This is a genomic window from Botrimarina sp., from assembly GCF_040219535.1.
Taxonomy (GTDB): domain Bacteria; phylum Planctomycetota; class Planctomycetia; order Pirellulales; family Lacipirellulaceae; genus Botrimarina.
Window position 1 is genome coordinate 427991 of the sequence record NZ_JAVJSH010000020.1, and the last position, 25719, is coordinate 453709.

At 68.7% G+C, this 25719-nt stretch carries 25 protein-coding genes and 1 pseudogene; 16 read left to right on the forward strand and 10 right to left on the reverse strand.

Translation table 11 applies throughout. The annotated features are described in order from the left end of the window. Nucleotides 1-44: 44 nt before the first annotated feature. The gene (locus tag RIC11_RS12030) at nt 45-3206 is read left to right on the forward strand and encodes an efflux RND transporter permease subunit (RefSeq protein WP_350211542.1); all 3162 of its coding nucleotides are present in this window, start codon (nt 45-47) and stop codon (nt 3204-3206) included. A 26-nt stretch (nt 3207-3232) separates the two neighbouring features. On the opposite strand, the gene RIC11_RS12035 is transcribed toward RIC11_RS12030, so the two are convergent. From RIC11_RS12035 to RIC11_RS12050, 4 genes are all read right to left on the reverse strand, one after another. Continuing rightward, nucleotides 3233-3610, reverse strand: coding sequence for a response regulator (locus tag RIC11_RS12035; protein WP_350211544.1), 378 nt, complete (start codon nt 3608-3610; stop codon nt 3233-3235). Then, on the reverse strand, nt 3591-3854 hold the full coding sequence (locus tag RIC11_RS12040) for a hypothetical protein (protein ID WP_350211546.1): 264 nt from the start codon (nt 3852-3854) through the stop codon (nt 3591-3593). The genes RIC11_RS12035 and RIC11_RS12040 overlap by 20 nt, the downstream gene beginning before the upstream one ends. After that, on the reverse strand, nt 3851-5587 hold the full coding sequence (locus tag RIC11_RS12045) for an outer membrane protein assembly factor BamB family protein (protein ID WP_350211548.1): 1737 nt from the start codon (nt 5585-5587) through the stop codon (nt 3851-3853). The genes RIC11_RS12040 and RIC11_RS12045 overlap by 4 nt, the downstream gene beginning before the upstream one ends. A 109-nt stretch (nt 5588-5696) precedes the next feature. Continuing rightward, on the reverse strand, nt 5697-8045 hold the full coding sequence (locus RIC11_RS12050) for an outer membrane protein assembly factor BamB family protein (RefSeq protein WP_350211550.1): 2349 nt from the start codon (nt 8043-8045) through the stop codon (nt 5697-5699). A gap of 857 nt (nt 8046-8902) precedes the next feature. Between RIC11_RS12050 and RIC11_RS12055 the strand changes: the two genes are divergently transcribed. Continuing rightward, entirely contained in the window at nt 8903-9100 is a 198-nt protein-coding gene (locus RIC11_RS12055) for a hypothetical protein (protein WP_350211552.1), read from the forward strand. Between the two features lie 442 nt (nt 9101-9542). Next, a complete protein-coding gene (locus RIC11_RS12060; RefSeq protein ID WP_350211553.1) occupies nt 9543-9695 on the forward strand; it encodes a hypothetical protein in 153 nt (50 codons plus the stop codon). A gap of 79 nt (nt 9696-9774) precedes the next feature. Here the strand turns inward: RIC11_RS12060 and RIC11_RS12065 are convergent, their stop codons facing one another. Next, nucleotides 9775-10707, reverse strand: coding sequence for a FliM/FliN family flagellar motor switch protein (locus tag RIC11_RS12065; protein WP_350211555.1), 933 nt, complete (start codon nt 10705-10707; stop codon nt 9775-9777). A gap of 186 nt (nt 10708-10893) precedes the next feature. Between RIC11_RS12065 and nadA the strand changes: the two genes are divergently transcribed. Both nadA and RIC11_RS12075 read left to right on the forward strand, forming a co-directional pair. After that, entirely contained in the window at nt 10894-12054 is a 1161-nt protein-coding gene (gene nadA / locus RIC11_RS12070; RefSeq protein ID WP_350211557.1) for a quinolinate synthase NadA, read from the forward strand. Nucleotides 12055-12229: 175 nt separating this feature from the next. Next, on the forward strand, nt 12230-13060 hold the full coding sequence (locus RIC11_RS12075; RefSeq protein ID WP_350211559.1) for a hypothetical protein: 831 nt from the start codon (nt 12230-12232) through the stop codon (nt 13058-13060). 29 nt (nt 13061-13089) lie between these two features. Here RIC11_RS12075 and RIC11_RS12080 read toward each other — a convergent pair whose 3' ends face one another. The 5 genes from RIC11_RS12080 to RIC11_RS12100 form a co-directional block, all read right to left on the reverse strand. Next, nucleotides 13090-13482 (reverse strand): YraN family protein, encoded by a 393-nt coding sequence (locus RIC11_RS12080; RefSeq protein WP_350211561.1) that lies wholly within the window; start codon nt 13480-13482, stop codon nt 13090-13092. Between the two features lie 125 nt (nt 13483-13607). Continuing rightward, a complete protein-coding gene (gene rplS / locus RIC11_RS12085) occupies nt 13608-13976 on the reverse strand; it encodes a 50S ribosomal protein L19 (RefSeq protein ID WP_350211563.1) in 369 nt (122 codons plus the stop codon). 71 nt (nt 13977-14047) lie between these two features. Next, nucleotides 14048-14779 (reverse strand): tRNA (guanosine(37)-N1)-methyltransferase TrmD, encoded by a 732-nt coding sequence (gene trmD, locus RIC11_RS12090; RefSeq protein ID WP_350211565.1) that lies wholly within the window; start codon nt 14777-14779, stop codon nt 14048-14050. Between the two features lie 51 nt (nt 14780-14830). Then, nucleotides 14831-15295, reverse strand: coding sequence for a 30S ribosomal protein S16 (gene rpsP, locus RIC11_RS12095; protein WP_350211566.1), 465 nt, complete (start codon nt 15293-15295; stop codon nt 14831-14833). Nucleotides 15296-15526: 231 nt separating this feature from the next. Next, on the reverse strand, nt 15527-16696 hold the full coding sequence (locus RIC11_RS12100; RefSeq protein ID WP_350211568.1) for an LptF/LptG family permease: 1170 nt from the start codon (nt 16694-16696) through the stop codon (nt 15527-15529). A 158-nt stretch (nt 16697-16854) separates the two neighbouring features. On the opposite strand from RIC11_RS12100, the pseudogene RIC11_RS12105 reads away from it, so the two are divergent. The 11 genes and pseudogenes from RIC11_RS12105 to RIC11_RS12155 form a co-directional block, all read left to right on the forward strand. Further along, nucleotides 16855-17067: pseudogene (locus tag RIC11_RS12105) on the forward strand (double zinc ribbon domain-containing protein); the annotation flags it as partial. Between the two features lie 42 nt (nt 17068-17109). Further along, entirely contained in the window at nt 17110-17604 is a 495-nt protein-coding gene (locus RIC11_RS12110; RefSeq protein ID WP_350212045.1) for a ComF family protein, read from the forward strand. 176 nt (nt 17605-17780) lie between these two features. Further along, entirely contained in the window at nt 17781-18851 is a 1071-nt protein-coding gene (locus RIC11_RS12115; RefSeq protein ID WP_350211569.1) for a DUF502 domain-containing protein, read from the forward strand. Continuing rightward, the gene (hemC, locus tag RIC11_RS12120) at nt 18841-19794 is read left to right on the forward strand and encodes a hydroxymethylbilane synthase (protein ID WP_350211571.1); all 954 of its coding nucleotides are present in this window, start codon (nt 18841-18843) and stop codon (nt 19792-19794) included. The genes RIC11_RS12115 and hemC overlap by 11 nt, the downstream gene beginning before the upstream one ends. Nucleotides 19795-19990: 196 nt before the next feature. Continuing rightward, nucleotides 19991-20734: a flagellar hook-basal body protein gene (locus RIC11_RS12125; RefSeq protein ID WP_350211573.1), complete on the forward strand. Its 744-nt coding sequence runs from the start codon at nt 19991-19993 to the stop codon at nt 20732-20734. 73 nt (nt 20735-20807) lie between these two features. Beyond that, a complete protein-coding gene (gene flgG / locus RIC11_RS12130) occupies nt 20808-21608 on the forward strand; it encodes a flagellar basal-body rod protein FlgG (RefSeq protein ID WP_350211575.1) in 801 nt (266 codons plus the stop codon). 51 nt (nt 21609-21659) lie between these two features. After that, nucleotides 21660-22799: a flagellar basal body P-ring formation chaperone FlgA gene (gene flgA, locus RIC11_RS12135; RefSeq protein WP_350211577.1), complete on the forward strand. Its 1140-nt coding sequence runs from the start codon at nt 21660-21662 to the stop codon at nt 22797-22799. Then, nucleotides 22796-23491 carry a flagellar basal body L-ring protein FlgH gene (locus tag RIC11_RS12140; protein WP_350211579.1) on the forward strand — a complete coding sequence of 232 codons (696 nt, stop codon included), beginning with the start codon at nt 22796-22798 and terminating at the stop codon, nt 23489-23491. The genes flgA and RIC11_RS12140 overlap by 4 nt, the downstream gene beginning before the upstream one ends. Before the next feature lie 47 nt (nt 23492-23538). Further along, the gene (locus RIC11_RS12145; RefSeq protein WP_350211581.1) at nt 23539-24651 is read left to right on the forward strand and encodes a flagellar basal body P-ring protein FlgI; all 1113 of its coding nucleotides are present in this window, start codon (nt 23539-23541) and stop codon (nt 24649-24651) included. A gap of 43 nt (nt 24652-24694) precedes the next feature. Beyond that, nucleotides 24695-25105, forward strand: a complete 411-nt coding sequence (locus tag RIC11_RS12150; protein WP_350211583.1) for a rod-binding protein — start codon at nt 24695-24697, stop codon at nt 25103-25105. A 49-nt stretch (nt 25106-25154) separates the two neighbouring features. Then, nucleotides 25155-25691 (forward strand): flagellar protein FlgN, encoded by a 537-nt coding sequence (locus tag RIC11_RS12155; RefSeq protein ID WP_350211585.1) that lies wholly within the window; start codon nt 25155-25157, stop codon nt 25689-25691. Nucleotides 25692-25719: the final 28 nt, after the last annotated feature.

The following is a 25719-nucleotide window of genomic DNA, read 5'->3' on the forward strand; positions in this document are numbered from 1 at the left end:
GCGCACGGAGAACCGGTCGCGGCTATCGATGACCCACCCACCGCATGAATCGTCTGTTCTTTGACAACCGCCGTTTGCTGCTGCTGGTCATCGCTCTGGTGGCCGTGTCGGGGCTGTCGTCGTACTTCGTGCTGCCGCGGATGGAGGACCCGACGCTGACCCAGCGGGCGGCGATCGTGAACACCTTCCTTCCCGGGGCAACCCCCGACCGCGTCGAGGCGCTGCTGGTCGAGCCCCTCGAGGAGGAGCTCAAGGAGATCCCGGAAATCAAGGAGCTCCGTTCGACCAGTCGGTCGGGGGTCGCGACGATCACGATCGAACTCCGGGACGATGTCTACCAGTCCGACGAGGTCTGGTCACGTGTCCGCGACAAGATCGACGACGCCACGCCGCTGTTGCCGGACGACGCCAGCGAGCCCGAGTTCGACCTGCTGGAGGTGGTGGCCTACGCGTCGATCGTTGCGCTCCGCTGGGACGCCGACGCACCGGTCAACTACGCCGTGCTCCGCCGCGCCGCGGAAGAGCTAGAGCAGCGTCTGCGAGCCACGCCCGGCACACGCGAGGTCGACGCGTTTGGGGATCCCGAAGAGGAGGTCACCGTCGCGGTCGACCCGGCCCAGCTCGCCACGCTCGGCCTCACCGTCGGCGACGTGGCCGACCAGCTGCGCTCGAGCGACGCCAAGATCTCGGCGGGCCAGCTGCGGGGTTCGGACGGGTCGCTCGCGCTGGAGGTCGATTCGGAGCTCGACACGGTCGGCCGCGTCGCCGCCACGCCGATCCGCTACGGCGCCGACGAGTCCGGCCGCGTCGTGTCGCTCGGGGAAGTCGCCGACGTGCACAAGGGGATCGCCGATCCCGCGCGGCGGCTCGCGTTGGTCGGCGGCAAACCGGCCATCGCCGTGGCGACGCTCGTCCGGAGCGAAGAGCGGATCGACACGTGGTCGCGGCGGGCACAGGCGGTCGTCGACCAGTTCGAGAGCGAGCTGCCGCCCGCGATCGGCCTGAAGCGGGTGTTCGAGCAGAGTGGCTACGTGGAGTCGCGTCTGAACACGCTGCTCCTCAACCTCCTCTTCGGCGCCGCGGCGGTGATGGCGGTCGTGTGGGTCATCATGGGGTGGCGCAGCGCCCTCGTAGTCGGCTCGGCGCTGCCGCTGGTTTCGCTGATCGTGCTCGCCGGGATGCGGGTGCTCGGCGTGCCGATCCACCAGATGTCGGTGACGGGCTTGATCATCGCGCTGGGCCTGCTGATCGACAACGCGATCGTGATGGTCGACGAGGTCGCCGACCGCATCCGTGGCGGCGCGCCGGCGGGCGAGGCCGTCGCCGCGAGCGTGTCGCACCTGGCGGCGCCGCTGTTTGGCTCGACGCTGACGACCTGCCTGTCCTTCGCGCCGATCGCGCTGATGCCCGGCCCGGCCGGCGAGTTCGTCGGCGCGATCTCGATCAGCGTGATGCTCGCGGTTGGTTCGTCGTTCGTGCTCGCGATGACCGTCACGCCCGCCATGGCGGCGATCCTCTTGCCGAACGGGCGGCACGGACGCGGCGCCTGGTGGGTCCGGGGCATCGAGACTCCGCGGGCCGGTCGGCTCTATCGCCGGGTGCTCGGCGTTCTGTACCGGCGGCCTCTTCTCGGGGTCTCGCTGGCGGTGGCGCCGCCCGTTATCGGTTTCGCGTTGGCGGGCGCCCTGGAAGAGCAGTTCTTCCCTCCGGCCGAGCGAAACCAGTTCCACATCCAGGCCGACCTCCCGGCCGGCTCGTCGATCGAGGCCACACGACGCCTGACGCTCGCCGCGCGCGACGTGCTGCTGGAGCACCCGCGCGTCGGGTCGGTCGATTGGTTCCTGGGCGCCAGCGCGCCCAATTTCTACTACAACATGATGGCCAACCGCGCCGCCACGCCCGAGTACGCTCAGGCGATCGTCACGCTGGACACGGCGGAGGACTACGCTGCGGTGCTCCGGGAGATCCAGCAAGAGCTCGACGCTCGGCTGCCCGAGGGGCGCCTGCTGGTGAGGCAACTGGAGCAGGGCCCGCCGTTCGAGGCGCCGATCGAGGTCCGCCTGTTCGGTCCCGATCTGGACCGGCTCGAGTCGCTCGGCGCGGAGGTCCGCCGCATCCTCTCCAACACGCCGGGGGTGGTCCACACCGCGTCCGACTTGTCGGAGAGCCGGCCGAAGCTTGAGGTGGTCGTCGACGAGGCCGCCGTGCGGCTCGCGGGGCTCAGCAACGAAGCGATCGCGGAGCAGCTCGACGCGACGCTCGAGGGCGCCATCGGCGGCTCGGTTTTGGAGGAGACCGAGAACCTGCCGGTTCGCGTCCGGGTGGCCGACCTTGCCCGGGGGGACATGAGCCGCGTCGCCGCAACCGACCTGGTGGGGATCGGCGATTCGGGAGAGCCGATCCGCACGCCGCTCTCAGCGGTCGCCGACCTCCGGCTCGCCCCGGAACGCGCGGCGATCCCGCACTTCAACGGCCAACGCTTGAACGAGGTGAAGGCCTACTTGCAGGCCGGTTTGCTGCCGGCGGCTGTGCAGGCCGACTTCCGGGACCGGCTATCTCGGAGCGGCTTCGAAACGCCGCCGGGTTACCGCGTCGAGTACGGCGGCGAATCGTCGAAGCGTGACCAAGCAATCGGCAATTTGCTGTCGAGCGTGGCCGTGCTGCTGGTGCTGATGGCGGCGACGCTCGTGCTGTCGTTCGGGAGCTTCCGCATGGCGGCGCTGATCGCTGCGATCGCCTTTATGTCGGTCGGCCTCAGCCTCGGGGTGCTCGCACTGGCGGGGTACCCGTTCGGCTTCACGGCGATCATCGGCACGATGGGGCTGATCGGCGTGGCGATCAACGACTCGATCGTCGTGCTGGCCGCGCTCCGTGAGGGCGAACGCTCGCGGGCGGGCGAGCCGGACGCGGTGCTCGACGTGGTCGTGCACTCGACCCGCCACGTCATCGCGACGACGCTCACGACGGTCGCCGGCTTCATGCCGCTGATCCTCGGCGGCGGCGGTTTCTGGCCGCCGATGGCCGTCACCATCGCCGGCGGCGTGACGGGGGCGACCGTGCTGGCGCTGGTGTTCGCTCCGTCGGCGTACATCTTGTTGATGTGCCCGAAACGCGGACGTGGCGGCTCGGCGGACGACACGAGGGTCGACCTCGTCGCGCGGGGCGAAGCCTCACGGGCTGCCGAGCAACTACCCGCCGCCGGCTGAAGAACGCCGCAGCGGGAACGCGTCCGTCACGACGCGAGCGCCGCCCGAACCCTCTGGACGGTTGCCGGGTCGCCCAACTCCAGCTTGCCGAAACCGCGCAGCGCTCCCTCGGCCACGGCGGCGTCCTGGTGCTCGGCGTAATTCGTCACGAGCATCACCGGCGTGTCACGGAGGGTCGGCTCGGACTTAATCTGGCGGACGACCTCGATGCCGTCAGAGTAGTCCTCGTCGAGCTTGCGGTTGACGAGGACCAGGTCGTAGGAGCCGGCGCGGAGCTTCTCGAAGGTGTCGGCGGGGAGCTTGGCCGCGTCGACCTCGACGCCGTCGAAGTTGCGGGTGAGGAAATCGACGAGGGCCGCGTGGTCGGGGCCGCACTGGCCGACGCTAAGGACTCGACTTGCCATTTGGTAAGGCTCCGGGTGAAGCTCCGTCGGTCACGACTTCGACTTCGTTCACGTGCGCGAGTGCGAAATGACGGATGCGCGGCAGTTTTTCCCCTTCGGTATGTACGCCGATCGCAACAACGCCTTGCCCGACAATCGCCATCTCCGGATGGCGGATTTCATGGGTCCTGCCATTCGACATGTGGATTCGAAGCGGGAAGAAGGGTCGCTCTTCTAGCAACTCGATCAACTCTTCGGCTCTCATTGCTCGGCCTCGGCTTGAGCTCCCTGCGCTATTGCGAACAGGTGCGTGCGGTTGCTGATGTACAGCACGTTGTCCGAAACGATCGGCGTGGAGTACACGCTGTTGCCCATGTTGACCTCGCCGTAGTGCGGGGCGAACTCGCCGCCGTCGTCCTTCATGGCGACCTTCGGGTCGGACGAGTGGCGGAAGATCGCCACGTCGCCGTCCTCGTCGCCGATGTAGACCTTGCCGTCGACGATCAGCGGAGAGCCCCACGCGGCCGCGAACATGTCGTAGGTCCAGTGGACCTTGCCCGTCATCGCGTCGAGGCAGTGGAAGATGCCGCTGAAGTCGGCGATGTAGAGCACGTCGTCCTTGATGGCGACCGTGCCGCAAGCGCGGTGCATGGTCTCGAGGTACTCGTCGATCTCGCCGTCGCCGTCCTGGTCCTGCGTGCTGTAGTGCCACACGGCCTTGCTCGCCGGGTTGACGTTGGCGAAGTCCCCCTCCTCGGGAACCACCGCTTGGATCCGCTTGTGCGGGATCGGCTGGTTGCGGTCCTCGGCGTTGAACGCCAGTTCGGGCGACACGTCGCCCTCGCCGGTGGGGTCGATGCACCACAGGTGGCCGATCCCCTCGCCGTGCTCGGGGTCCTGGCCGACGGCCACGTAGACGCGGTTCTTGTAGATCACCGGCGTGGCGATGATGTTGTTTCGGGTACCGCGTCCGCCGAGCACCCAGACGGAGTCTTTCGGGTTCGCGTCGAACTTCCAGAGCAGCTTCGAGCCGCCCGAGCCGTCGCCGGCAGGGTCGAAGCTGTAGACCCATCCGTCGCCGCCGCCGAAGATCGCTTGGGCTTGCTCCGAGCCGTCGGGCATCTCGATCTGGCCTACGGCGGGGCTCGACCACTGGCCGTGCAGGATGTTCTCGCCCGGTGACTTATCGGACCAGAGCAGCTCGCCGGTGTTCTTGTCCAGCGCGATGAAGCTGGGCGCGTCGGGCGAGGGGAGGTTGATGTGCGACTCGTCCAGTCCGTTCGAGGTGTTGACCAGCAGCACGTCGCCGATCGCCGTGACGCTGCAGCTGCACATGTTGTGCTGCGACACGCCGAGTTCCCGCATCATGTCGAACACCCAAATGACGTCCGCCTCCTTGTCGCCGGTGTGCCGCTCGTCGGCGACGGGCCCGTCGTTCTCTCCGTCGCGGAACCCCTCCGTGTCCAAGCAACGCACTTCGCCCCGGCTGGTGACAAACCAGAGCTTCTTCCCCTCAACCAGCGGCGCGCAGCAAATGCCTTGCAGCGGCCAGTCGTGCACGCGGCCGGTCTTGAGCTTCTCGCTGGAGTGCTGCCACAGGAACTCGCCGCTCGCCGCGTCGAACGCGATCAGGCACCCCAGGTCGACGTCGCTCGGGTACCGCTCGAGCCAGCCGCCCGAGTTGTTCGTGCCGACGAACGCCTTGCCATCGGCCACGACCACGTTCCCGTAAGTCTGCGAACCCAGGCGGGCGGCCCACTTCACGTTCTCGGCGGACGACGGGTCCCATTCGCCGGTCCGGAAGTCGAAGTCGCCGACGTTCCAATCGGTCGGGATCCCCTCGCCGACCGGCGTGTTGTTGCGGTCGCCGTCGCCGCCCCACTGCGACCACTCCTTCGTGATCTCTTTCGACTGGGCCGACGGCCCGGCGGAGTCGGCGGCGAGCGCCGCGGCGGCGACAAACAGGGCAGACGCAACGCAACCAAGACGGATGAGCATGCTAATCATATCTCGGATCGAGAGGCGGCGGCCGGCTCGCTCGCCGCGTGTTGTGTACCAAGGTGGCGCGAGACCGGCGCCGGGGGGATCTTAGGACTCTGCGGCCGGATCAGCCATTCGGTTCGACGTTCAGGTTGTCGACGTAGAACTCCGCTTCCTTGGAGTCGCCGAACAGGCCCGGCGCGCCCCGCAGGTTGGGCGCCTCGTCGACGAACTCGAGCGTCCACCCGCCCGGCTCGGCCTCGCCGCGCGGCCAGACCTTCGCCTGCACGGTGGTTGACTCGCCGTCCTCACCGGGCGTGACCGAGAGCTTCATCCGGTACCACACGCCGGCCTCGAGCTCCATCTCCTTCGTCGCCTGGGTCCGCTTGTCGTGGGTGCACCAGCTATAGAGCCGGGCCTCTTGGCTGGGGCCGAACAGCGTGAAGGTGTAGCCGCTGTTGATCAGGCCGGCCGAGGGGAGCTTGATGGCCGTCTCGGCGGCGGGCGGGCCTTCGGGCAACGGCGCGTCGTCGGACGCCTCGCCGGCCGTGCCCTCTTGAAGCTGGATGTCCGCGTGCACGGTGTAATCCGTGAGGGTGTGCGGCCCCATCCACATGCGGCTGCGGGTGCCGAGCTTGGTGGTCGGCGCGCCGGGGCGGGTGGGCAACTCGGTCGGCTTGGCGAGGTAGTGGTTGCCGTCGTCGGATTGCCGCATCACGTAGCGGATCCGTCCGCCGACCCAGGTCAGCGGCGCCTCCTCGGCCCCATCCTCGAAGTCGAATGACCACGGCAACGGCGGCACAACGCGGACACGCCCCTGGGCGGATTGCCCCTTGTACTCGCAGAGCACCAGGGCGGTGTCGTGCCCCGACTTCGGGGAGGCCTTGTACACCCCCTGCTTCGAGATCGAGCCGGGACCGGACACGCCGAACGAGACCTCCTTGGGCTGCGCGTCGCGGAGGTACTGGCCTTTGGCGTTGTACAGCCGCAGGCGGTACGGCTGCTCTTCCCCCGGCGCGAGCAACACGTCCCACGGCACGAGCTGCACCTGGGCGACCCGTTTGTCGCTGATCTTATCTTCGGCCGCAGGCGGGGCGTCGTTGTCGCCGCCGCCGAGGGCGGTCTCCTCGGAGCCGATGCAGTACATGGTTTCGCTGGTCGTGAGGTAGATCCGCCCGTTGGCGACGATCGGCGAGGCGTCCACCTGTTCGCGGCCAAGACGCACCCTGTCGACAAGCTCGACTCCCTTCTCGGTCGGCTTGAGAACCGCCCAGTTGCCCCCCTCGCTGCACGCGTAGATCTTGCCGTCGGCGTAGACCGGCGTGCCGCGCATGACGCGCCCGATCGCGGCCCGGTCGATCACCTCGCCCGATTCGGCGTCGAACACCATCAGCTTGGCGGTGTCGGTCACCGCGTAAACGCGGCCGTCGATGTACAGCGGCGAGCTCTTGCCGACCATCTGCTGGAACTCCTTCCAGAGCACGCCGCCGTTCTCGGTCTTCGAGAGGTCGACCGGCTCGGTCTCGCCGACCTGCGTTCCGTCGAGCGCCACCATCGCCCCCATCGCGTTGCCGACGGTGTTCTCCTCGCTGTGGCCCATGAACACGCGGCCGTCGTCGGTCACGACCGGCGAGACATTCAGGCCGCGGCGGGACAAGGGGTACTTCCACAGCAGCTTGCCGGTGCCGGGCTGCATCGCCCACACGGCCCCGTCGCCCGAGCCGAAGACCATCGCGTCTTGCCCCGCCAGGGTCGTCAGCGCGGGGGTGCTATAGGTGGTGTCGTCGGGTATCAGCGAGGTGCCGTTCACCCACCGCAGCTCGCCGGTCAGCTTGTCGAACGCCATGAAGCGGTGCGCGGGCTTGGCCATTAGGTTCCACTTCGGCGTGTCGCCCCAGCCGATGATCACCGCGCTGGTGATGACCGTGTCGTCGTAAATGAGCGGGAAGTTGGTTCGGCCGCCGTAGGTCGAGAGGAACCCGAACTCTTCGTGGAGGCTGCGGTCCCAGACCAGCTTGCCCGAGTCCCCTTCGAGGCAGCAGAAGTAGCCGCACACTCCCTGCGCGTAGACGCGGCCCGTTTCGGGATCGCCGACGACGCTAGACCACCCGACGCGGGTGTCGGGCACGTCGGACAGGTACACGTTGAACCGGTGTTCCCAGAGCTTCTCGCCCTTGGCCGCGTCGACGCAGACGACCTTCTCCCCTTCGAGCGGCGTGCCCGGCTTGTCGCGCACGAGCGTGTACAGCTTGCCCCCCATCACGATGGGGGTCGAACGCCCGGCCAGGGCGTCGTTGCGCCACAGCAGATTGCTGCCGGGGCCGCCTTTGGGGTCCCACTTCTCGACGAGGCCTGTTTCGTCGGAGGTGTTGTTGTGGTTCGGGCCTCTCCAGTTCGGCCAGTCGCCAGCGAGCGCGCCAGCGGCGAACCAGGGGAGGCAGAGTGCAGCGGTGAGAAGCAGCGGAGTTGAACGCATAAGTCTTAGGGGTCGTGCTAGGACGCGAGACATGGCGGTCCTTAGGGGCTCGGCAAGACAGGAGGGCTGCAGCCGACCGGGCGCGGGCCTCCCCGGGCTTCGGCCAGCTCGGGCAGGCGCCCTGGCTCAAGGCGGTGCGTGAAAGGATACCAGCCACCTTGGCGGCAGGCCATCAGCGCGAGCTTCGCGGCCGGCCGCGGCAGCGGGGCGCCCGGCGCCCTACAACCGGAACAATCATGGCGTCCGGCATGGCCCTCAGGGTTTGCGTAACGGTTGATCTAAAGCTTTTGCTGGGAAACGTTTGCGACATCTCAAGGGCCGTTTCAAAGGACGCCGATAGGACTGCTGCCCCGCGATGTCACCCGCGTCATGGCGGGGCGAAAGCGTCCGACCGCTGGCCCAACTGAATCGAGTCAAGGAGTGGCTCGACTGGCGGCGACGCTCCCCCCCGCAGGTTCCTTTGTCGAGCACGGACGAGTCGGCCCCGACGGACTCCCGGCACTTATAAGTGCCGTTCCCTCGGCTGACGCAACAGGCCCCGTACGCGTCGGGCCACGCGAAGAGCAAAGCCGCTGAGGAGCGGCGTCGCGCGTTGCCGGAAGTCAGCCGGTCGCCCACCGGACTGCTGCCCGGAAGGAATCCGCAGAAGTTTTAGGAGAGTCATCGATGAAGTTCCAATTGCTGGGAGCGCTGCTGCTGAGCGCCTCTCTGGCTGGCCAAAGCCACGGCGGCGGCCTGCTGGACGGGTTGTTCGGCGGCGGTTGTGGCTCCGCATGTTGCAGCGACTGCTGCAGCGAACCGAGCTGTTGCGCCACCGACGCGTGTGGGTGTGAGCCGAGCTGCTGCGCGACCGACGCGTGCGGCTGCGAACCGAGCTGCTGCGCCGCGGCGGACTGCGGCTCGTGCTGTGGCGGCGGAAAGTGCTGCCTGCTGGACCGGCTGTTCGGCGGTCTGAAGGGCCGTGGCTGTGGCTCGTGCTGCGAGCCGAGCTGCTGTGCCGAGCCCAGCTGCTGTGCGGACGACGCCTGCTGCGAGCCCAGCTGCTGTGCGGCTGACGCTTGCGGTTGCGAGCCCAGCTGCTGTGCCGCCCCCGCTTGCGGCTCTTGCTGCGACCGCGGCTGCGGCCTGCTGGACAAGCTGTTCGGCGGTCTGAAGAGCCGTGGCTGTGGCTCGTGCTGCGAGCCGAGCTGCTGTGCCGAGCCCAGCTGCTGTGCGGACGACGCCTGCGGCTGTGAGCCCAGCTGCTGTGCGGCTGACGCTTGCGGGTGCGAGCCCAGCTGTGCGGCCGACCCCTGCTGCGGCGCGCCGGCTTGCGGAACGTCGTGCTGCTCGTCGAAGCGTCCTTGCCTGCTGGACAAGCTGTTCGGCGGCCTGAAGGGCCACGGCTGCGGTTCGTGCTGCGAGCCGAGCTGCTGTGCGGCCGACGCTTGCGGATGCGAGCCCAGCTGTGCGGCCGACCCCTGCTGTGCCGCGCCGTCGGCCTGCGGTTGTGCCCCGATGTCGGCGCCGGCTCCCGCTCCGGCGGGCGCCCCGGCTCCGGTCGAGGTTTCCGAGGAAGAAGCCGCGCCGATGCCCCCGGCGCCGATGGCCGACCCGAACGCGTCGCTCGGTCGTCAGCGTGACGTGGTCCGCGTCAGCTTCGCCCGCTGATCCGGAAACGTCGACAACTCGGCAGTGAACGGCCGGCCCGTGGGGCGAACCCCGCGGGCCGGCCTTTTTTCGTTCCCGCTCAGCCGGCGCTCGCGGGCTGCTTCGACGGCGGCAACAAAGGCCGGAAGTGCTCTTCGGGCAAGATCATATTGAGCACCCGCACGCCGAAACGCTCGCCCACCTTGACCGCTTCGCCCCGCGCGACGGGCCGCGCCCCGATGCTCAACTCCAACGGGTCGTCGCACGGCTTGTTGAAGGTGATGATGGAGCCGGGCCCCAGCTCGATGACTTCGCTAAGCCGCACCTTCTTACCGGCTAGGTTGGCGGACACCTCGAGGTTGACCCTCAGCAGGCTGCGTGTGTTGGGCGGAAGGTCCCGCAGGTCCCGCGGCCTCGATCCGCCGCGCAGCACGCGGGATCGCGGCGGAGCCTTTTGAGAAGGTTCCGACGGGGCCTCGGGCGGGGGCGGGGCGTCGGACTCGACCGGCTCGCGGGCCCGGTCGGATGGCGCCCCGCTGAGGATCGCTGCGGTGACCTCTCCGCAGGGCCACGCCAAGCTCAGCGTGCCCAGGGATTCGCCGCGTGTCACCCCCAGCCCCAGCGCGACGGCTTCGGTTGCGGGTCGTGCTCGGGAGACCGCCGCGGCGAGGTCGTCGACCCAGGCGGCTTCGGCCGTTTCGGCTTCGGACCCCTCCGGCAAGAGCAGCATGCCCAGTTCTTGGGCGAGCGCGCCGAGCTTGCTCCGGCCGGTCTCGTCGGGTGACCGCACCCATTCGGGGACGAGGCCCGAAGCCTCTGGGAGAATAGCCAGCGCGCCCGACTCGCCGATCGCTAGGGCCACGACCAGCCCGCCGCCGGCGGGCGTCTGCGCCGCGACCGGGGCGGCTTGCTCGTCCACTTGCAAGGCGAACTCGCCACCGAGTGCGCGAGAGAAGGCTTCGGCCAGCTCCTGGGCGTTCTGGCTGCAAGCAGCGACTACCTGATCGGCGATTTCTGGCGTTAATTCGGGCACGGCTTTCGGGGGACAGAGCGCAACAGCGCGCGGACGACCGACTCTGTCGTTATCGACTGCCTAATCGGCAAGCTTTGCCCAAAGCGTCGCCCGAGGGCGCCCCCCGGCCGATGGAAGCCGCCCCGGTATAATGGAAGTCTTGGCTCGTCGTGCTGGCGCAGCTAGCCCTCAAACCACGTTTCGCAAATGCCCACGGCCACTACCGACGTCCAGCCCCCCCTAGACGGCATCCGGGCGTACAAATCGCTCTCCAACGCGCAGCTCCGCGACAGGATCCAAGCCGTGCGCGACGCGATGGGCCCCGAGCTGTTGATCCTCGGCCACCATTACCAGCAGGACGAGGTGATCGAGCTGGCCGATCTACGCGGCGACAGCTACCAGCTCAGCCAGATGGCTGCCGACAGCGAGCGGTGCCGGGCGATCGCCTTCTGCGGCGTCCACTTCATGGCGGAGACCGCCGACATCCTCAGCAACCGGCCGGAGAAGCTCGCCCAACGCGGCGGCCAGAGGGTGAGGGTGGTTCTGCCCGACCTAGCGGCGGGCTGCAGCATGGCCGACATGGCCGCGATCGACCAGATCGAGGACGCGTGGGATCAGCTCTCCGAGGTGATCGACACCGATCGCCTGATCCCGGTCACGTACATCAATTCTGCGGCGAGCCTCAAGGCGTTCGTCGGCCGGCACGGCGGCATCGTCTGCACCAGCAGCAACGCCCGCGCGGCGATCGACTGGGCCTTCAACGAGGCCAATGGCGGTAGCGGCGGCGACCGCGTGATGTTCTTCCCCGACCAGCACCTCGGGCGTAACACGGCGCTCGGCATGGGGATAACGAACGACCAGATGCCGGTCTGGGATCCGCACCAAGAACTGGGAGGATCGACCGAAGAGCGGCTCCGCCAGTCGAAGGTCATCCTCTGGCGCGGCCACTGCAGCGTGCACCAGATGTTCAAGGCTGAGCACGTCGCGATGTTCCGCGAGCGTCAGCCCGGCATCAGGGTTCTCGTTCACCCCGAGTGCCCGCAGGAAGTCTTCGAGCTGGCCGACCAATCCGGCAGCACCGGCGCCATCATCAAGGCGGTTCGGAGCGCGCCGCCGGGCACGAAGTGGGCGATCGGGACCGAGCTGCACTTGGTGAACCGGCTCAAGCAGGAGCACCCCGAGCAAGAGATTCATTTCCTCTCGCCCGTTGTCTGTATGTGCGCGACGATGTACCGCATCGACCTGGCGCACCTCGCCTGGTCGCTAGAGAACCTCGCGGCCGGCACGCCGGTCAACTCGATCGAGGTGGACGAGGAAACCGCCAAGTGGAGCCTCGTCGCGCTCGAGCGGATGCTCCAGGTGCGGTGACCCGCGCATCGCGGCGTGTGTCGGGAGTCCGCAATATCTTTTCCATGAGATCGCGGGTGTTTATCCGCAAATGCGCCGACAACATCGGCGCCGTGAGTAGAACAAGGCATTGCCGCGTTCTGTGGTCGCTCTCAGGCGGCTCCGGATTGACCCGACCCCAAGTGAGGCTTCCCGAATGCGCTTCGTAGTCGCTGTTGGACTCTTTCTCTGCACAGGCGTGGCCGCCGTGAGCGACGCCGCGCCGGCCGGCGACGTGATCTCGGGCCTGTGGACTCACCTGCTGATCGATGGCGCTCCCGAAGAGCCACGGAGGCTTCCGGTGATTTACCAGGGGCACACCATGGCGTCGGCAGAGAAGCTGCGTGTGGCGGCCGCTAACGCGGCTCGAGAAGGCACGCCGATTGTCCTCGACATCGAGCACCACCCGACCGACGGTTCTGAAATCTGGTGGCTCGACCGACACCGAGACAGCACCGAAGTCTTCAATCGGGCAGAGAACTATTTCATCGACCGCCTTGCCGTTGCCCAGTCGGTCGGCGCCACGGCGTCGCTGTGGAGCCGACCGAGCCAAAACCAGATGCTCCATATTTGGAAGTCCGGACACCGCGAGCTGCGCGAGAAGTACGCCAACCGCTGGGACGACGCCGCGCGGGTGCTTCCGTTGCAGGACTTTGTCGCCATCCAGCTATACATGCCGCGCGATCATCGCCCGTACACCGAGAAGGGCTTCCCGCTGAGCGAGTGGAAGGCGCGTGGCGATTGGTTCGTCAACCACGCGCGGCGCCACGGGAAGCCCGCGATGCTGTTCCTCTCGCCGACGTGGGGCGGCTCGAAAACCCCGTACATCCCGCCCGATTGGCTCATCGAAGTGACTTCCCACTTCCTGCAGGACGGCGGCAGTGTCTGCGTGTGGGGAGGCCAGGGCAAAACCTGGGACCCGAGCCATCCGATGTGCCAGGCCCTGGGCCGGATCGTCGAAGAGTCGCGACGCTACGCGCAGCCTTGAGCACGCGCAGCCGTGAGCCGCGGCGCTCGTCAGAACGCCGCCTCGATGTGGACGACTTTGCTCGGGCGGCGACGGTTGATCGGCCAGACGATCGCCACCACGTCGAACCGGACGGGGTGATCCTCCAGGTCGTGGGTGCGGAGGAACGCGGCCGCGGCTCGACTCAGCCGCCGCTGCTTTTCGGGCGTGACCGCTTCGGCCGGAGAGCCGGCTCGCTCGTTGCGGCGCGTTTTGACCTCGACGAATACCAGCCGACGCTCGGCGGTGCGCTCGTCGATGGTGATGAGGTCGAACTCCCCAAACCGGTTCCGCTTGCCCAAGAAGAGCACCCGGTGCCCCTTGCGCCGCAGAAGGCGGGCCGCGTAGCGTTCGCCACGCTTGCCAAGGGGTTGGGGGCGGTAACGGAGCGGGAGCCGGACCATGGCGCCCGATTCTGCGCCCTTGCGGCGCACGACGCCAACGAAAAAGCGGCCGGCGTTCCGCGCCGGGCCGCTCTCGAGCCGAATAGATGACCGCTGACCGCTGACCGCCGAAGCGGCGCAGCCGCTCAGGCCTTCTTTGTGTCGCGGCGTCGCTCCTTCAGACGCGTCGCCTTGCCGACGCGGTCGCGGAGGTAATAGAGCTTCGCCCGACGCACCACAGCCGATCGGGTCACCTCGACCTTGGCGATCTTCGGCGAATGGATCGGGAACTTACGCTCGACGCCCTCGTTGTTCACGATCCGCCGGACCGTGAACATCTCCTTGGAGCCAGAGCCGCTCCGCGCGATGACCACGCCCGTGAACACCTGGATCCGCTCTTTGTTGCCTTCGAGGATGCGTGTGTGCACGTCGACCGTGTCGCCGATCTCGAAGTCGGGGACCTCTTCGGTCTTCAGGTTTTTCTGTTCGACCAGGTCGATGAGGGATTGGGACATGGCGGTGGGCTTCGGTTGGGGCCCGCCTCCGGGGCGGGCCGGGGTCGTGTTGGATCGTGGGGCTTTGGGTCTCAGGCCTCGGGCTTCGGTCGCGGCTCGCCAGCCGAATCTTGAAGCCCGGAGTCCATAGCCCGAAGCCGCGCCGCCGTGCGGCGAGCGGCGTCGGCCTCTCGCCAGGCGGCGATCTCGGGGTGGTTGCCGCTCAGCAGCACGTCGGGGACGCTCAGGCCTCGGTACTCGCGCGGACGCGTGTACTGGGCGTATTCGAGCGTGCGCCCGGCGCGGCTGAACGAGTCCTCTTGGTTGCTGGTTTCATCGCCGAGCACGCCCGGCACGAGCCGGACGACCGAGTCGATGATCGTCATCGCGGCGACCTCGCCCCCGTTGAGGACGTAGTCGCCGATGGAAATCTCTTCGGGCCGCAGCAGGTCAACAACCCGTTGATCGAATCCCTCGTAGCGGCCGCACAGCAGGACCAATCGATTGCTCGTCGACAGCTCCTCGGCCAGCGATTGGTCGAGCCGGCGGCCCTGGGGTGACATCAGCAGGAGCCGGCCGGGAGGGGCGTCGGCGGCGGCTTGGACCGCCTCGACCGCCTCGACCACGGGACCCGCCATCAGCAGCATGCCGGGTCCGCCGCCGAACGGCTTGTCGTCGACTTGTTTGTGCTTTCCCTCGGCCCAGTCTCGGATGTTGTGCAGGTGTACGGAGGTCAGCCCGCGGTCGATCGCCAGCTTCAGCAGGCTCTGGGTCAGGTACCCCGAGAAGATCTCCGGGAAGAGGGTCAGCACGTCGAAACGCATCGGGCCCCCTTAACGCCCGCGGCTTCCAGGAGGGAGCCGCGAGTGGCTCGTTCACTCGGCCTTCGCCTCTTCGGTGGACTCTTCTTTGGGCGCCTGGTCGGCCGCGGCGCCGTCGCCGGCGGACTCTTCGGCCTTCGCTTCTTCGGCCTTGGGCTCCTCGGCCTTTTCCTCTTCGCTCTTCTGCGTGCTGACCGGTTCGCCGGCGTCCGGGATCTCGACCGGCATCGAGAGCTTCTCCAGGGCCGCCCGCTGCGCGTCGAGGTGCGTGCCGTTCTCGCCGTACTTCTTGATCAGCACGGCGACCTTCTCCGACGGCTGGGCGCCGACGCCGAGCCAGTAGCTCACCCGCTCTTTGTTGAGGACCGCACGGGCGTCCGCTTCGGGGAGCATCGGGTCGTACGTGCCGAGCTCTTCAAGCACCCTCCCGTCGCGGGGGGATCGCTTGTCGGTCGCGCAGATACGAAAGAAGTGCCGGTGGGCGCGGCCCATCTTCTTCATGCGGATACGGACTGCCACGGTCGCGGGTCTCCTCGGTCGGCTTTTATCGAGCGCCAGCGAGCGGCTCTCTTGAGCGCCAGCGGCGGGCGGGCGTTGTAGGCCAGGCTAAAAATGTCGGCTGCGAATCCACGAGTATGGCCGTCGACCGCGCCGCCCCACAAGCCCCTTTCCGGCAGGAAGCGTGGGCGGGCGTCGAGAGCGGCGTCGGCACACCATCGCGGGGGCAGGCGCCGATCGGCGCCGGGGTGCTCACTGCCGCAGCGTGTTCGCCTGAGCGGCGGCGATCGGCGCGAACGCCATCAGCGGCAGCCACGCCCCGAACGCCGGCTTCACCCAGCCCCCCGAACCCAGCGCCTGGCCGCCCAGCACAAGAAGGAAAAAGCCCGTCACCACAAGCACCGAAAGGCCGATCGCGGCGAACGGGCTCCGCGCTCCCCGCGAAACCACCAGCGGCAAGCCGACAAGCAGCAGCGTCACGTCGAGCGCGGGCTGTGTCAGGCGGCTGTGAACGGCCGTGCGAACGTCGGGCCCCAGGTCGGTGGCCGGATTGGCCAGTTCGGCCACCATCTCGCGCGTCGAAGCAAGGTCGCGCCACTGCGGGCCGGCCGCCAAAAGGTCGAACGACACGCCGCTGACGAGGAAAGCCTGACCCGGTTGGAGCCACGGGGCGTCGTGTTGGGTCACGATTAGCGGCTGGGGCTTGGGCTCGCTCTGCCCCGGCTCGGCGGCCCGAACCGGCGCAAAGACCGCGTCGCGGCTGTCGATCCCGCTCGGCGCGGTCACGCCCGACAGCAGGTAGCCGGCGGGGCGGTCGCCATCGGCGCGCAGGTAGCGAGCCGATGCGGCCGAGAGCTGCTTGCCGAACCCCGCCGACACGCGTGGCGGGAGCCCGAACGAGGGGTTGAGGAGGGTGCGCGTCGCGAGGTTGGCGCGCTCGCCGCCGAGCAGCACGTCGGTCACGTTGTCGTACCGCGGCGCGATCTCGACCGTGCGGTCGCCGGCCAGGTCTTTGGAGTCGAGCGACAGCTCGTGCCGCAGGCCCGGCAACACGAATTCGCGCACGCCCGCCGCCCCGAGGGCCACGCCCAACGACGCGAGCAGGATAGGACGCAGCACCCTGAACCGCGGCACACCGGCGGCGAGCAGTGCGGTCAGCTCGTTGTGTCGCTGGATCCACGTGACCGTGAACATCGCCGCGATGAGCGTCAACACGCCGCTGGTCTTGTTGAAGAAGCCGAGCGACTGCAGCGCGTAGTAACGTGCCGCCGTTGCGGCCGCTTCACCCAGCGGACGGCCGGTCGTGAAGTCGTCCATGCGACCGAACGCGTCGATCACCGTGTACAGCCCCGCCAAGCTGACAAAGCAGATCAGGAACGTCTGCAGGAAGTGCCGGAGCAGGTAGCGGTCGATCTTTCGCATCGCGTTTCCGCCGCGGACCAGATGGCAGCATTCGGGGGGGGGCGGGGAGTGTCCCGGCGGGCGTCGGGGCGGTCAAGACAAACCGCACGGCAGGCCCCCCCGGCGATTCGAGGCACAGTTGCTGGCGTGGCCTGGCGTGGGCGGTTACCGTGCCGGCAATGCTGGCGCCTGTACGATCTGCCTTGTCGCACGTCCTCGACGTGGCGTTCCCGCCCACGTGCGCCGCGTGCGGAACAGCCACCGCGGACCGCCCGCGATCCGAGCGCGGCTTCTGCCCCGGCTGCGAGGTGGACCTGCCGCTGCTGGACGATCCTCTGTGTGAGCGTTGCGCTTCGCCATTGGTCGCAGGCGAATCCGAGCATTCGCCGGGGTGCCCGGTCTGCCGCGAAGAACGCTGGTCCTTCGATTCGGTAGTGGCGTTGGGCGCTTACGACGGGCTGATCCGCCGCTTGGTGCTCGACGCGAAGCGACCCGCCGGCGAGGACGGCGCGATGGCGCTGGGGCGGCTGCTCGCCGAGCGACGCCGCCAGCAGCTATTGGGCTGCGGCGAAACGCTTGTCGTCCCCGTGCCGCAGCACTGGCGGCGCCGCCTGAGCCGGCGGGCCGACGGCGTGGGCGCGTTGGCGCGGTCGATAGCGGGCGAGCTGCGCCGCCCCTACGCCCCGGCCCTCACACGCGTGCGGGCGACGCCGCGGCAGACGGACGTCGCCCCCAGCGATCGCTCCGCCAACGTGCGCCGCGCTTTTCGCGCCCGCCGCAGGCGCCGATTGTCCGGGATCTGCGTACTGCTCGTGGACGATGTCCTCACGACGGGCGCCACCTGCCACGCGGCGGCCCTGGCGCTGAAGCGGGCGGGCGCCACTCGGGTCGTGGCGGTCGTCGCGGCTAGGCGGCTCGCCACACGCTGAGGCGCCCCGCGCCGCCCGCACTCGAGCGGCAAGTTGTGTGGACGCTTGCTGGTTGGGGCCGATTGCGAAGAATGCTAGCGGAGGCGGTCTGGGCGCCCGGGTGGGATTGCGCGGATTGTCCGGGCGCCTCCTGCGACGCGCGCTGCCGACGCGCTCACTCCCTTTAACGTTCGCTGATGTCCGCCCCCCACATCCCCGCCGCCCCGCCCGAACGCAGCGCGTTCGACCCGTTCCGCCGGGCCGTGCTGCGCGGCCTCGGGGTGTTGCTGCCGCCGCTGCTGACGGTGGTCATCTTCTTGTGGGTAGGCGGCACCATAGCTCGCTACGTGTTGACGCCGCTCGAAGACGCGACGCGCTACGTGCTCGCCGAGTACGCGTCCGACATCAAGGCGGCCGACGAGCTGCGTGGGGCCGACGCCCCGCTCGGCGAACGGGTCGCCACCGACTCCGGTCGGACGTACCGGCAGACGCCCGACGGGCTGTATATCCCGGAGCGGATTTACGAGCACGTCGAGAGCCACTTGCTGAAGAAGGACGCCGCGCCCACCACCGCGCGGGAGTACCACGAGCGGTACGTCAACGACGTGTGGCTCCGCCCTTGGATCGTCGGGCCGATTTTCTTGTCGGTCTTCTTGCTGCTGCTGTACGCGTTGGGGAAGTTCCTCGCGGCGGGGATCGGCCGCTTCTTCTGGAACCAGTTCGAGTCACTCGTGACACGTGTGCCGCTGGTCAGCAACGTGTACTCGTCGGTCAAGCAGGTCACCGACTTCATCTTCAGCGACCCCGACCTCGACATCACGCGGATCGTGGCCGTGGAGTACCCGCGTCGCGGGATCTGGACGGTCGCTTTCGTGACCGGCGAGAGCATGCTGGATATCGAGTCGGCCGCGAACGAGCCGGTCTGCACCGTGCTGATCCCGACCTCGCCGATGCCGTTCACCGGCTTCTTGATCACCGTCAAGAAGAGCGAAACGGTCGACCTCAACCTCACGATCGATCAGGCGTTCCAGTTCATCGTCAGCTGCGGGGTGGTGGTGCCGCCCCAGCAGATGACACGCATGATCGCCCAACGTGACAGGGGCACGCCGCCGCCGGACACGTCGGCCTACGGCCTCGGCATGGGCGACCCGCCCCTGAAGGGCGCGGGCCATCCCAACGGGGCGGTCGGGTCGGGCGCCGCCGAGCTAGAGCGGCAGGCCGCGCGGGAGCCCACGAACCCTTCACAAGCCGACGACGATGCCAACTGACCGCCCGCTGAGGCTCGGCACGCGTGGCAGCCAGCTGGCGCGGTGGCAGTCGCAGTGGGTCGCCGAGCGCCTCCGCTCGTGCGGCCACTCGGTCGAACTTGTCGAGGTCCGCACCCTCGGCGACGCTCGCCAGAGCGGGCCGATCAGCGAGATCGTCGACAGCTCCGGCGCCATCGCGGGGGGGCAGGGGGTGTTCACCAAGGAGCTGCAGCGGGCCTTGCTCGCCGGCCAAGTCGACCTCGCCGTGCACAGCCTGAAAGACCTGCCGACGGCGCCGGTCGAGGGTCTCACGCTCGCGGCGGCGCCCGAGCGCGCCCCGGTCGCCGATGTGCTTGTCTCCCCAACCGCGACGCGGATCTCCGACCTCTCAAACGGCGCCAGGGTGGGCACCGGCAGCTTCCGAAGGAAGGCGCAGCTCCTCAACCGCCGCCCCGACCTGCGGGTGAGTGACTTGCGGGGCAACCTCGATACGCGGCTCGCGAAACTCGACCGGGGCGAGCACGACGCGATCCTGCTGGCCGAAGCCGGCCTGGCGCGCCTCGGCTGGTCGGACCGCCTCGCCGGCCGCATCCCGCCCCACGAGCTTTTGCCCGCCCCGGGGCAGGGCGCCCTCGGCGTGGAGTGCAGGGCGGACGACTCTCGAACGCTCGCGGCGCTCGCCCTCTTGGAGCACTGGCCCACCCGCGCGGCGGTCACCGCCGAGCGTTCCGCGCTCGCGCGGCTCGAGGGGGGGTGCCTGGCCGCGCTCGGGGCGTGGGGGCGGTTCGAGGGGGACTCGCTGCGGCTCTCGGTCGTCGTGCTCAGCGACGACGGAGTGAAGCGGCTCGACGCCGAGCTGGCCGACCTCTGCCCCGACGCGCGGGCCGCCCGAGACATCGGCCACCGCGTGGCCGACGAGCTGCTCTCACGCGGCGCCGGCGACCTGCTCAGGTCGCGAGGCTGACGACCGGCGATCGGCGCCTTTCGCCGGCGCCCGGTCGGCGGCTTCTGCCGGCCGCCCCGGCACGCGGGAGTCGCTAGCGGCCTGAATCACGAGATTCACGCGTGGCGTCGCGATTGGCCCGCGGTGTGCCTAGTAGGCAGTCGCCAGCAGGGGGGCGACCTGCTAGCGACCCGGCCAACGGCTCATGTCCTACGGCATGTATATCTCCGCTGAGGGAGCGAACGCGCAGTCCCAGCGGCTCGAGGTGATCGCCAACAACATGGCGAACGTCGACACGGTCGGCTTCAAGCCCGACGCGACCGCCTTTCAGGCCCGCTACGCCGAAGCGATCCAAACCGGCGACGCGCTGCCCACCACGACCGGCCTGCCCAACCTCGGCGGCGGCGTGAAGACCATCGAGACGTTGACCAATTGGGCGCCGGGCCGCCTCGAACGGACGGGCAACCAAGCCGACCTGGCGATCCTCGGCGAGGGCTTCTTCGCGGTCGAGGAGCCCGGCAGCGACGAGCCGCTGCTGACCCGCGCCGGGTCGCTGGACATCGACTCGACCGGCCGCCTGGTTCTGTCCGGCACGAACCTGCCGGTGCTCGCCGCCGACGGCGCGCCGATCGCCCTGCTGCCCGACGCGCCGTGGCGCGTGAGCCGCGACGGCTTCGTCGAGCAGGCGGGCGACCGGATCGCGCTGGCGCTGGTCCAACCGCAGTCGCTCGAAACGCTCGACAAGGCCGGCGCCAACCTCTTCCGGCCCCGCGAAGAGGTCTTCCCGGTGCCCGTCGCGGCCCGCGAGGTCCGCCAGGGCTACCTCGAGATGTCCGGCGCAAACTCCACGCAGCTGATGATGGAGATGATCGAGACCAACCGCGCGTTCGAAGCCAACACGCAGATGATCCGCCACCAAGACACCGCCACCGGGCAGTTGATCTCTCGTTTGCTCGGCTGATTGCGCGGCCTGAGCTCTTGGTTATCGCTGAACGACTCCTCAACCCCGCAAGCCCCACCCCTCAAGCCTTTCCATGTCTTTCCAATCTCTCTACACCGCCGCGACCGGCATGCAGGCGATGGAGACCAAGCTCGACGTGATCGCCAACAACCTGGCGAACAACAACACCGTCGGCTTCAAGAAAGACCGCGCCAACTTCGAGGACCTGCTGTACCGGCAGACCCGCCTGCCCGGCGCGCTCGACTCGGACGGCAACCGCACCGCCACCGGGATCGACGTCGGACTCGGTGTGCGTGTCAGCAGCACCCAGGCGGACTTCGACCAAGGCGCGTTCCAGAACACCGGCAACCAGCTCGACATGGCGATCGAGGGCGAGGGCTTCTTCGGCGTGCAGGGTCCCAACGGAGAGACCCTCTACACCCGCGCCGGCAATTTTAACCTGAACGCCGAAGGCGAGATCGTGCTCGGCTCGGCGAGCGTGGGGTACCGGCTGGTGCCCGGGATCCAGATCCCGCCCGAGGCGATCGGCATCTCGATCAGCGGCACCGGCGAGGTGACGTTCCGCCAAGCGGGTCAGACGCAGCTCTCTAATGCCGGCGTGATCCAGCTGTCGAACTTCCAGAACCCGGACGGCCTGCTGAAGCTCGGCGACAATCTGTTCCAGGAGACCGAAGCCTCCGGGCCGGTCACCACCGCCAACCCGCTCTCGCCGGGCTTCGGCAGCATCCAGCAAGGCTTCCTCGAGTCGTCCAACGTGCAAGCGACCACGGAATTGATCGACCTGATCAACACGCAGCGCTCCTTCGAGCTGAACTCGCAGGTCATCCGCGCCGGCGACGAGATCATGGAGCTGGTAGCGAATCTGCGGAGGTAGGCACGAGGCTCGATGGGTGAGGCCTGAGGGAGAGGGACACAGGGAATCAAAATGAGAGACTTGCTGCTCAGCACCGCCGCGCTCTTTCTGGCCGTGGCGGCTGCCGCGGCCGACATCCGGCTGCGGGAGTCGGCCTCGGTTGGTGGCGGCCTGGTTCGGTTGGGCGATGTCGCCGAGGTCACGGGCCCCGGCGCTCGGGAACTCGGATCGGCGCCGCTGATGCCCGCGCCGCCCGACGGCGAGACGCGTCGCCTTTCGGCCGGCGCGGTCCGCGACATGCTGGAAGCCCAGGGCGTGAGGCTCGACCGACACCGGTTCTGGGGCGCGTATCAAGTGCAAATCAGCTCGGGCGCCGAGTCCCCTTCCTCCCGCCAGACGCCCCCGACCGCCGAGCGGCAGACGACCGCGTTCCGCGTCCGCCCCGTGGCCGACCGGGCCAGTCGCTGGGCCGTTTCCACCGTTGAGCGTCGCGTGCAGGCCCCACCGCGGGAGGTCGAACAAGCAGTGACCGAGCGCTTGCGGTCGATGCTCGAAGAACTCCACGCCGCGCAGCCCGACACGCCGCGGCTACTCGTACGCGGCGTGGCCGTGTCGGCGACCGCGGCCCGCGAGCTGGGAGAGTTCGATCCGGCGTCGTATCAGGCGCAATGGGTCGACGGTGGCTCGCTCGGACCGGGCGAGGCCTCCGCGCTCGTGTGGCCCGAGAGCCGCAACCCCGACGAGGCGTTCCGCGTGGTGGCCGATTTGGTGGAGCAACCGATGCGGGTCGTCGCGACGCAGCCGCTAGCCCGCGGCGCGGCCGTGGTGCGCTCGGCGGTGCGGCTCGAGCCGGTGCCGCTCGCAGAAATCGATCGCCCCTCGGCCCTCGGGTTCACCAAGTTAGAGGAAGCGGTCGGCGCCGAGACGCTCCGGCGGGTGCGCGTCGGCGAGCCGCTCTCGACGATCAACACGGCCCCGCCGCTGGTCGTCCGCAAGGGACAAGAAGTCGAGGTCTACAGCGGCGGCGGCGGCGTTTCGGTCAGGCTGACCGCGATCGCGCAAGGCGATGGCCGCGTGGGCGACCTCGTGCAGGTCGAGGCCTACGACGGCCGCGAGACGTTCAGCGCGCGGGTCGTCGGCGACCGGCGGCTGGCCGTTCTGTCGGCCGGTTCCAGCACGAGCGGCTTGGTCCGCTCGGGAGGTGTGCAATGAGCCACGGTTTGTTCGCGGCGGCGATCCTCTCGCTCACCGCAGCGTTGGCGCTCGGTCAGCCCTCGGCGTTCGGCGTCGGGCAAGAGGGCAACCTGTTCGCCCAGCCGGTCGCGCCGGCGGCCGCGGCGGCCAACGCGGGGGGCGGAGGCTGGCTGTACCAGCCGTTGCCGCCGGAGTCGCAGCCCCGCCCTTTGGCCGAGCAGAGCATCGTTACGGTGCTGGTCGACTACCGCTCGGTGACGCTCTCCGAGGGGAGCGGCGAATCGATCAAGACAGGCATCTACAACGCCGCGCTGACCGACTGGATCAAGTTCGACGGCGAGGACCTGTACCCCGCCCCGCAGCGTCGCGGCGATCCGACCGTGGCCGGCCAGCTGAACAGCCAGCTACGCGCAGAGACCGAACTCGAGCAACGCGAGGCGCTCACCTTCGAGATGGCGGCCACGATCGTCGACATCCGCCCCAACGGGAACCTCGTGCTCGAGGGTTGGCGGCGGGTCGTGATCAACGAGGAGGTCTGGATGGTCTACCTGTCCGGCGAAACGGCGCGCGAGAGCATCGGACCGGATCGGCGGGTGCGTGACTCTTCGATCGCGCACCTGGAGATCAAGAAGTTCGAAGAAGGCCTCGTCCGCGACGGCTACGCCCGCGGATGGCTCACGCGGTGGTACGGCAAGTTCAAGCCCTTCTGAGCGGTTGCGGCGGCCTCGCGCCGCGGAGTTTTCCACGGGTGAAACGGATGTCTCGGACGAAGCACACAACACGAGCGCTCCTCGCTATCGCAACGCTGTTGGGCGGCGGCGAATCGGCTTGCCTCGCCGCCGGCAGCACCCGCTTGGCGAACATCTGCCGCATCAAGGGGCAGGAAGAGAACACCCTGAGGGGGATCGGCCTCGTGGTCGGCCTCAACGGCACCGGCGCCACCAACGACCTGGCGACCCAACGCGCGCTCTCCACGATGCTCGACCTGATGGGCAACCCGGTCAGCGCTACCGGGCGTTTCGACCAGCAGGCGCAACTTGCGCTACGCAACGTGAAGAACGCGACGCTCGTCATGGTGACCGCCACGGTGCCCGCGAGCGGCGCCCGCAGCGGCGACAAGCTCGATTGCAACGTGGTGGCGATCCAGGGGAAGAGCCTCGAGGGAGGGCGGCTGGTCGCCGCGCGGCTGCGGGGTCCCAACCCGGCCGACCCGACGCCGTACGCGCTCTGCGAGGGCCCCTTGCAGGTCAACAATCCGGCGACACCGACGACCGCCTACGTGCACGCGGGTTGCCAGATGATCGTCGACGTGAAGACGCCCTACGTTTCCGAGGACGGCTGGGTGACGTTCGTCCTCCGGCCTCACCACGCCGACTTCCTCCGCGCCGAGCAGGTCGCCTACGCGTTGGTTCAGAAGTACGTGGCCCGCGACTTCGGCGACGGCGAGGAGCTCGAGGAGGGGGCGATCCGTGAGAAGTACGTGCAGGTTCTGAACGCTGGGAACATCCGCGTGAAGGTCCCGCCGAACCTCACGAACGATCCGGTCGCGTTCATCGCGGAGCTGCTGGAGCTGCCGATCTACGACACGGACACCGAGGCCCGCGTGGTCTGCAACCGCCAGACGGGCAGCATCGTGATCGACGGCGCCGTGGAGATCGGCGACGTCGTGTTCACCCACAAGAACCTCGTCATCGACACGGGCGTCGTCGCCGAGTTCAAGCCGATCTCGCAGGCGGAAACCTCCCGGCCGCGGCTGGAGCGTTTGGTCAATGCCCTCAGCACGCTGCGTGTGCCGCCGGAGGACGTGATCGAGATCATCCGAATGATCGAGGTCGCCGGGAAACTGCACGCCGACCTGATCATCCTCTGAGCGGCCCGCCCGCTCTGCTTCCTACCCTGCTGAGGGCAAGCCTATGAACACGATCGCCTCGCTGTCGCCGTCGCTGATGCGGCCGGCGCCCTCGGCTTTCGGCGTCAACGGCGCCACACGCCCCGTGCCGGCCGGCGAATCGCCCGCGTTGGCCGACGCGAAGCAGCTCCGTCAGGCCTACACGCAGTTCGTCGGCGAGACCTTCTACGGCCAGATGCTCAAGGCCATGCGGCAGAGCGTCGGCGAGCCGGCCTACTTCCACGGCGGCATGGCCGAACGGCAATTTCAGGCGCAGCTCGATCAGCACCTGGCGCAGGACCTGGCCGGCGCGGGGGCGGGCGGGCTGGCCGACGAGCTGTTCGCGTCGCAGTTCCCGTCGGAGGCCGCGTTGATCGAGGCCTCAACAGACACCGACGGGCCGCTCGCTGCTCTCGACCAACTCCGCCGGCGCTGAGCCGCTCTAAATCCGAATAGCAACCCACGCACGCCCTGCTCAAGACGCCATGGACCCGCAAGCCCCGCTCGCTCCGATCGCGCCGACGACCCCGCCCCGGTCACTCGAAGGGTGGGAGGAGCCGCTCGCGGAGCTGCTCGCAGAGTTGTCGGAGACCCAAGCCGAGTTGCTGGACGTGCTCACCCGCAAGCGCGACCTGCTAGCGGCGGGCGACCGCGACGGCCTCGCCGCGATCGCCCCCGAGGAGGAGCGGCTCGCCGAGCGTCTGGCCGTGTGCCAGCGGCGCCGGCTTGGGCTGCTTGAGGTCGCCGGCGAGCAAGGCCTGCCGTCACAAAACCTGAGGGAGCTGGCCGGCGCGTTGCCGGGGGGCGCCCGCCGAACGCTCACGCCGGCGCTGCAAGCGGCGCAGTCACAGTCGCGGCTCTTGCGGCACCAGAGCCTCACCAACTGGGTGCTCGTGCAACGCACGCTGCTGCACTTGTCCCAAATGATCGAGATTGTCGCTTGCGGCGGACGCAGCGCGCCGACGTATGACAAAAAGGGAAGTTCTCCCGCCGGCGGTGTGCTGATGGACCGCGCGGTTTAAGCGTCCCAACCAATCAACCTCGGCCCGG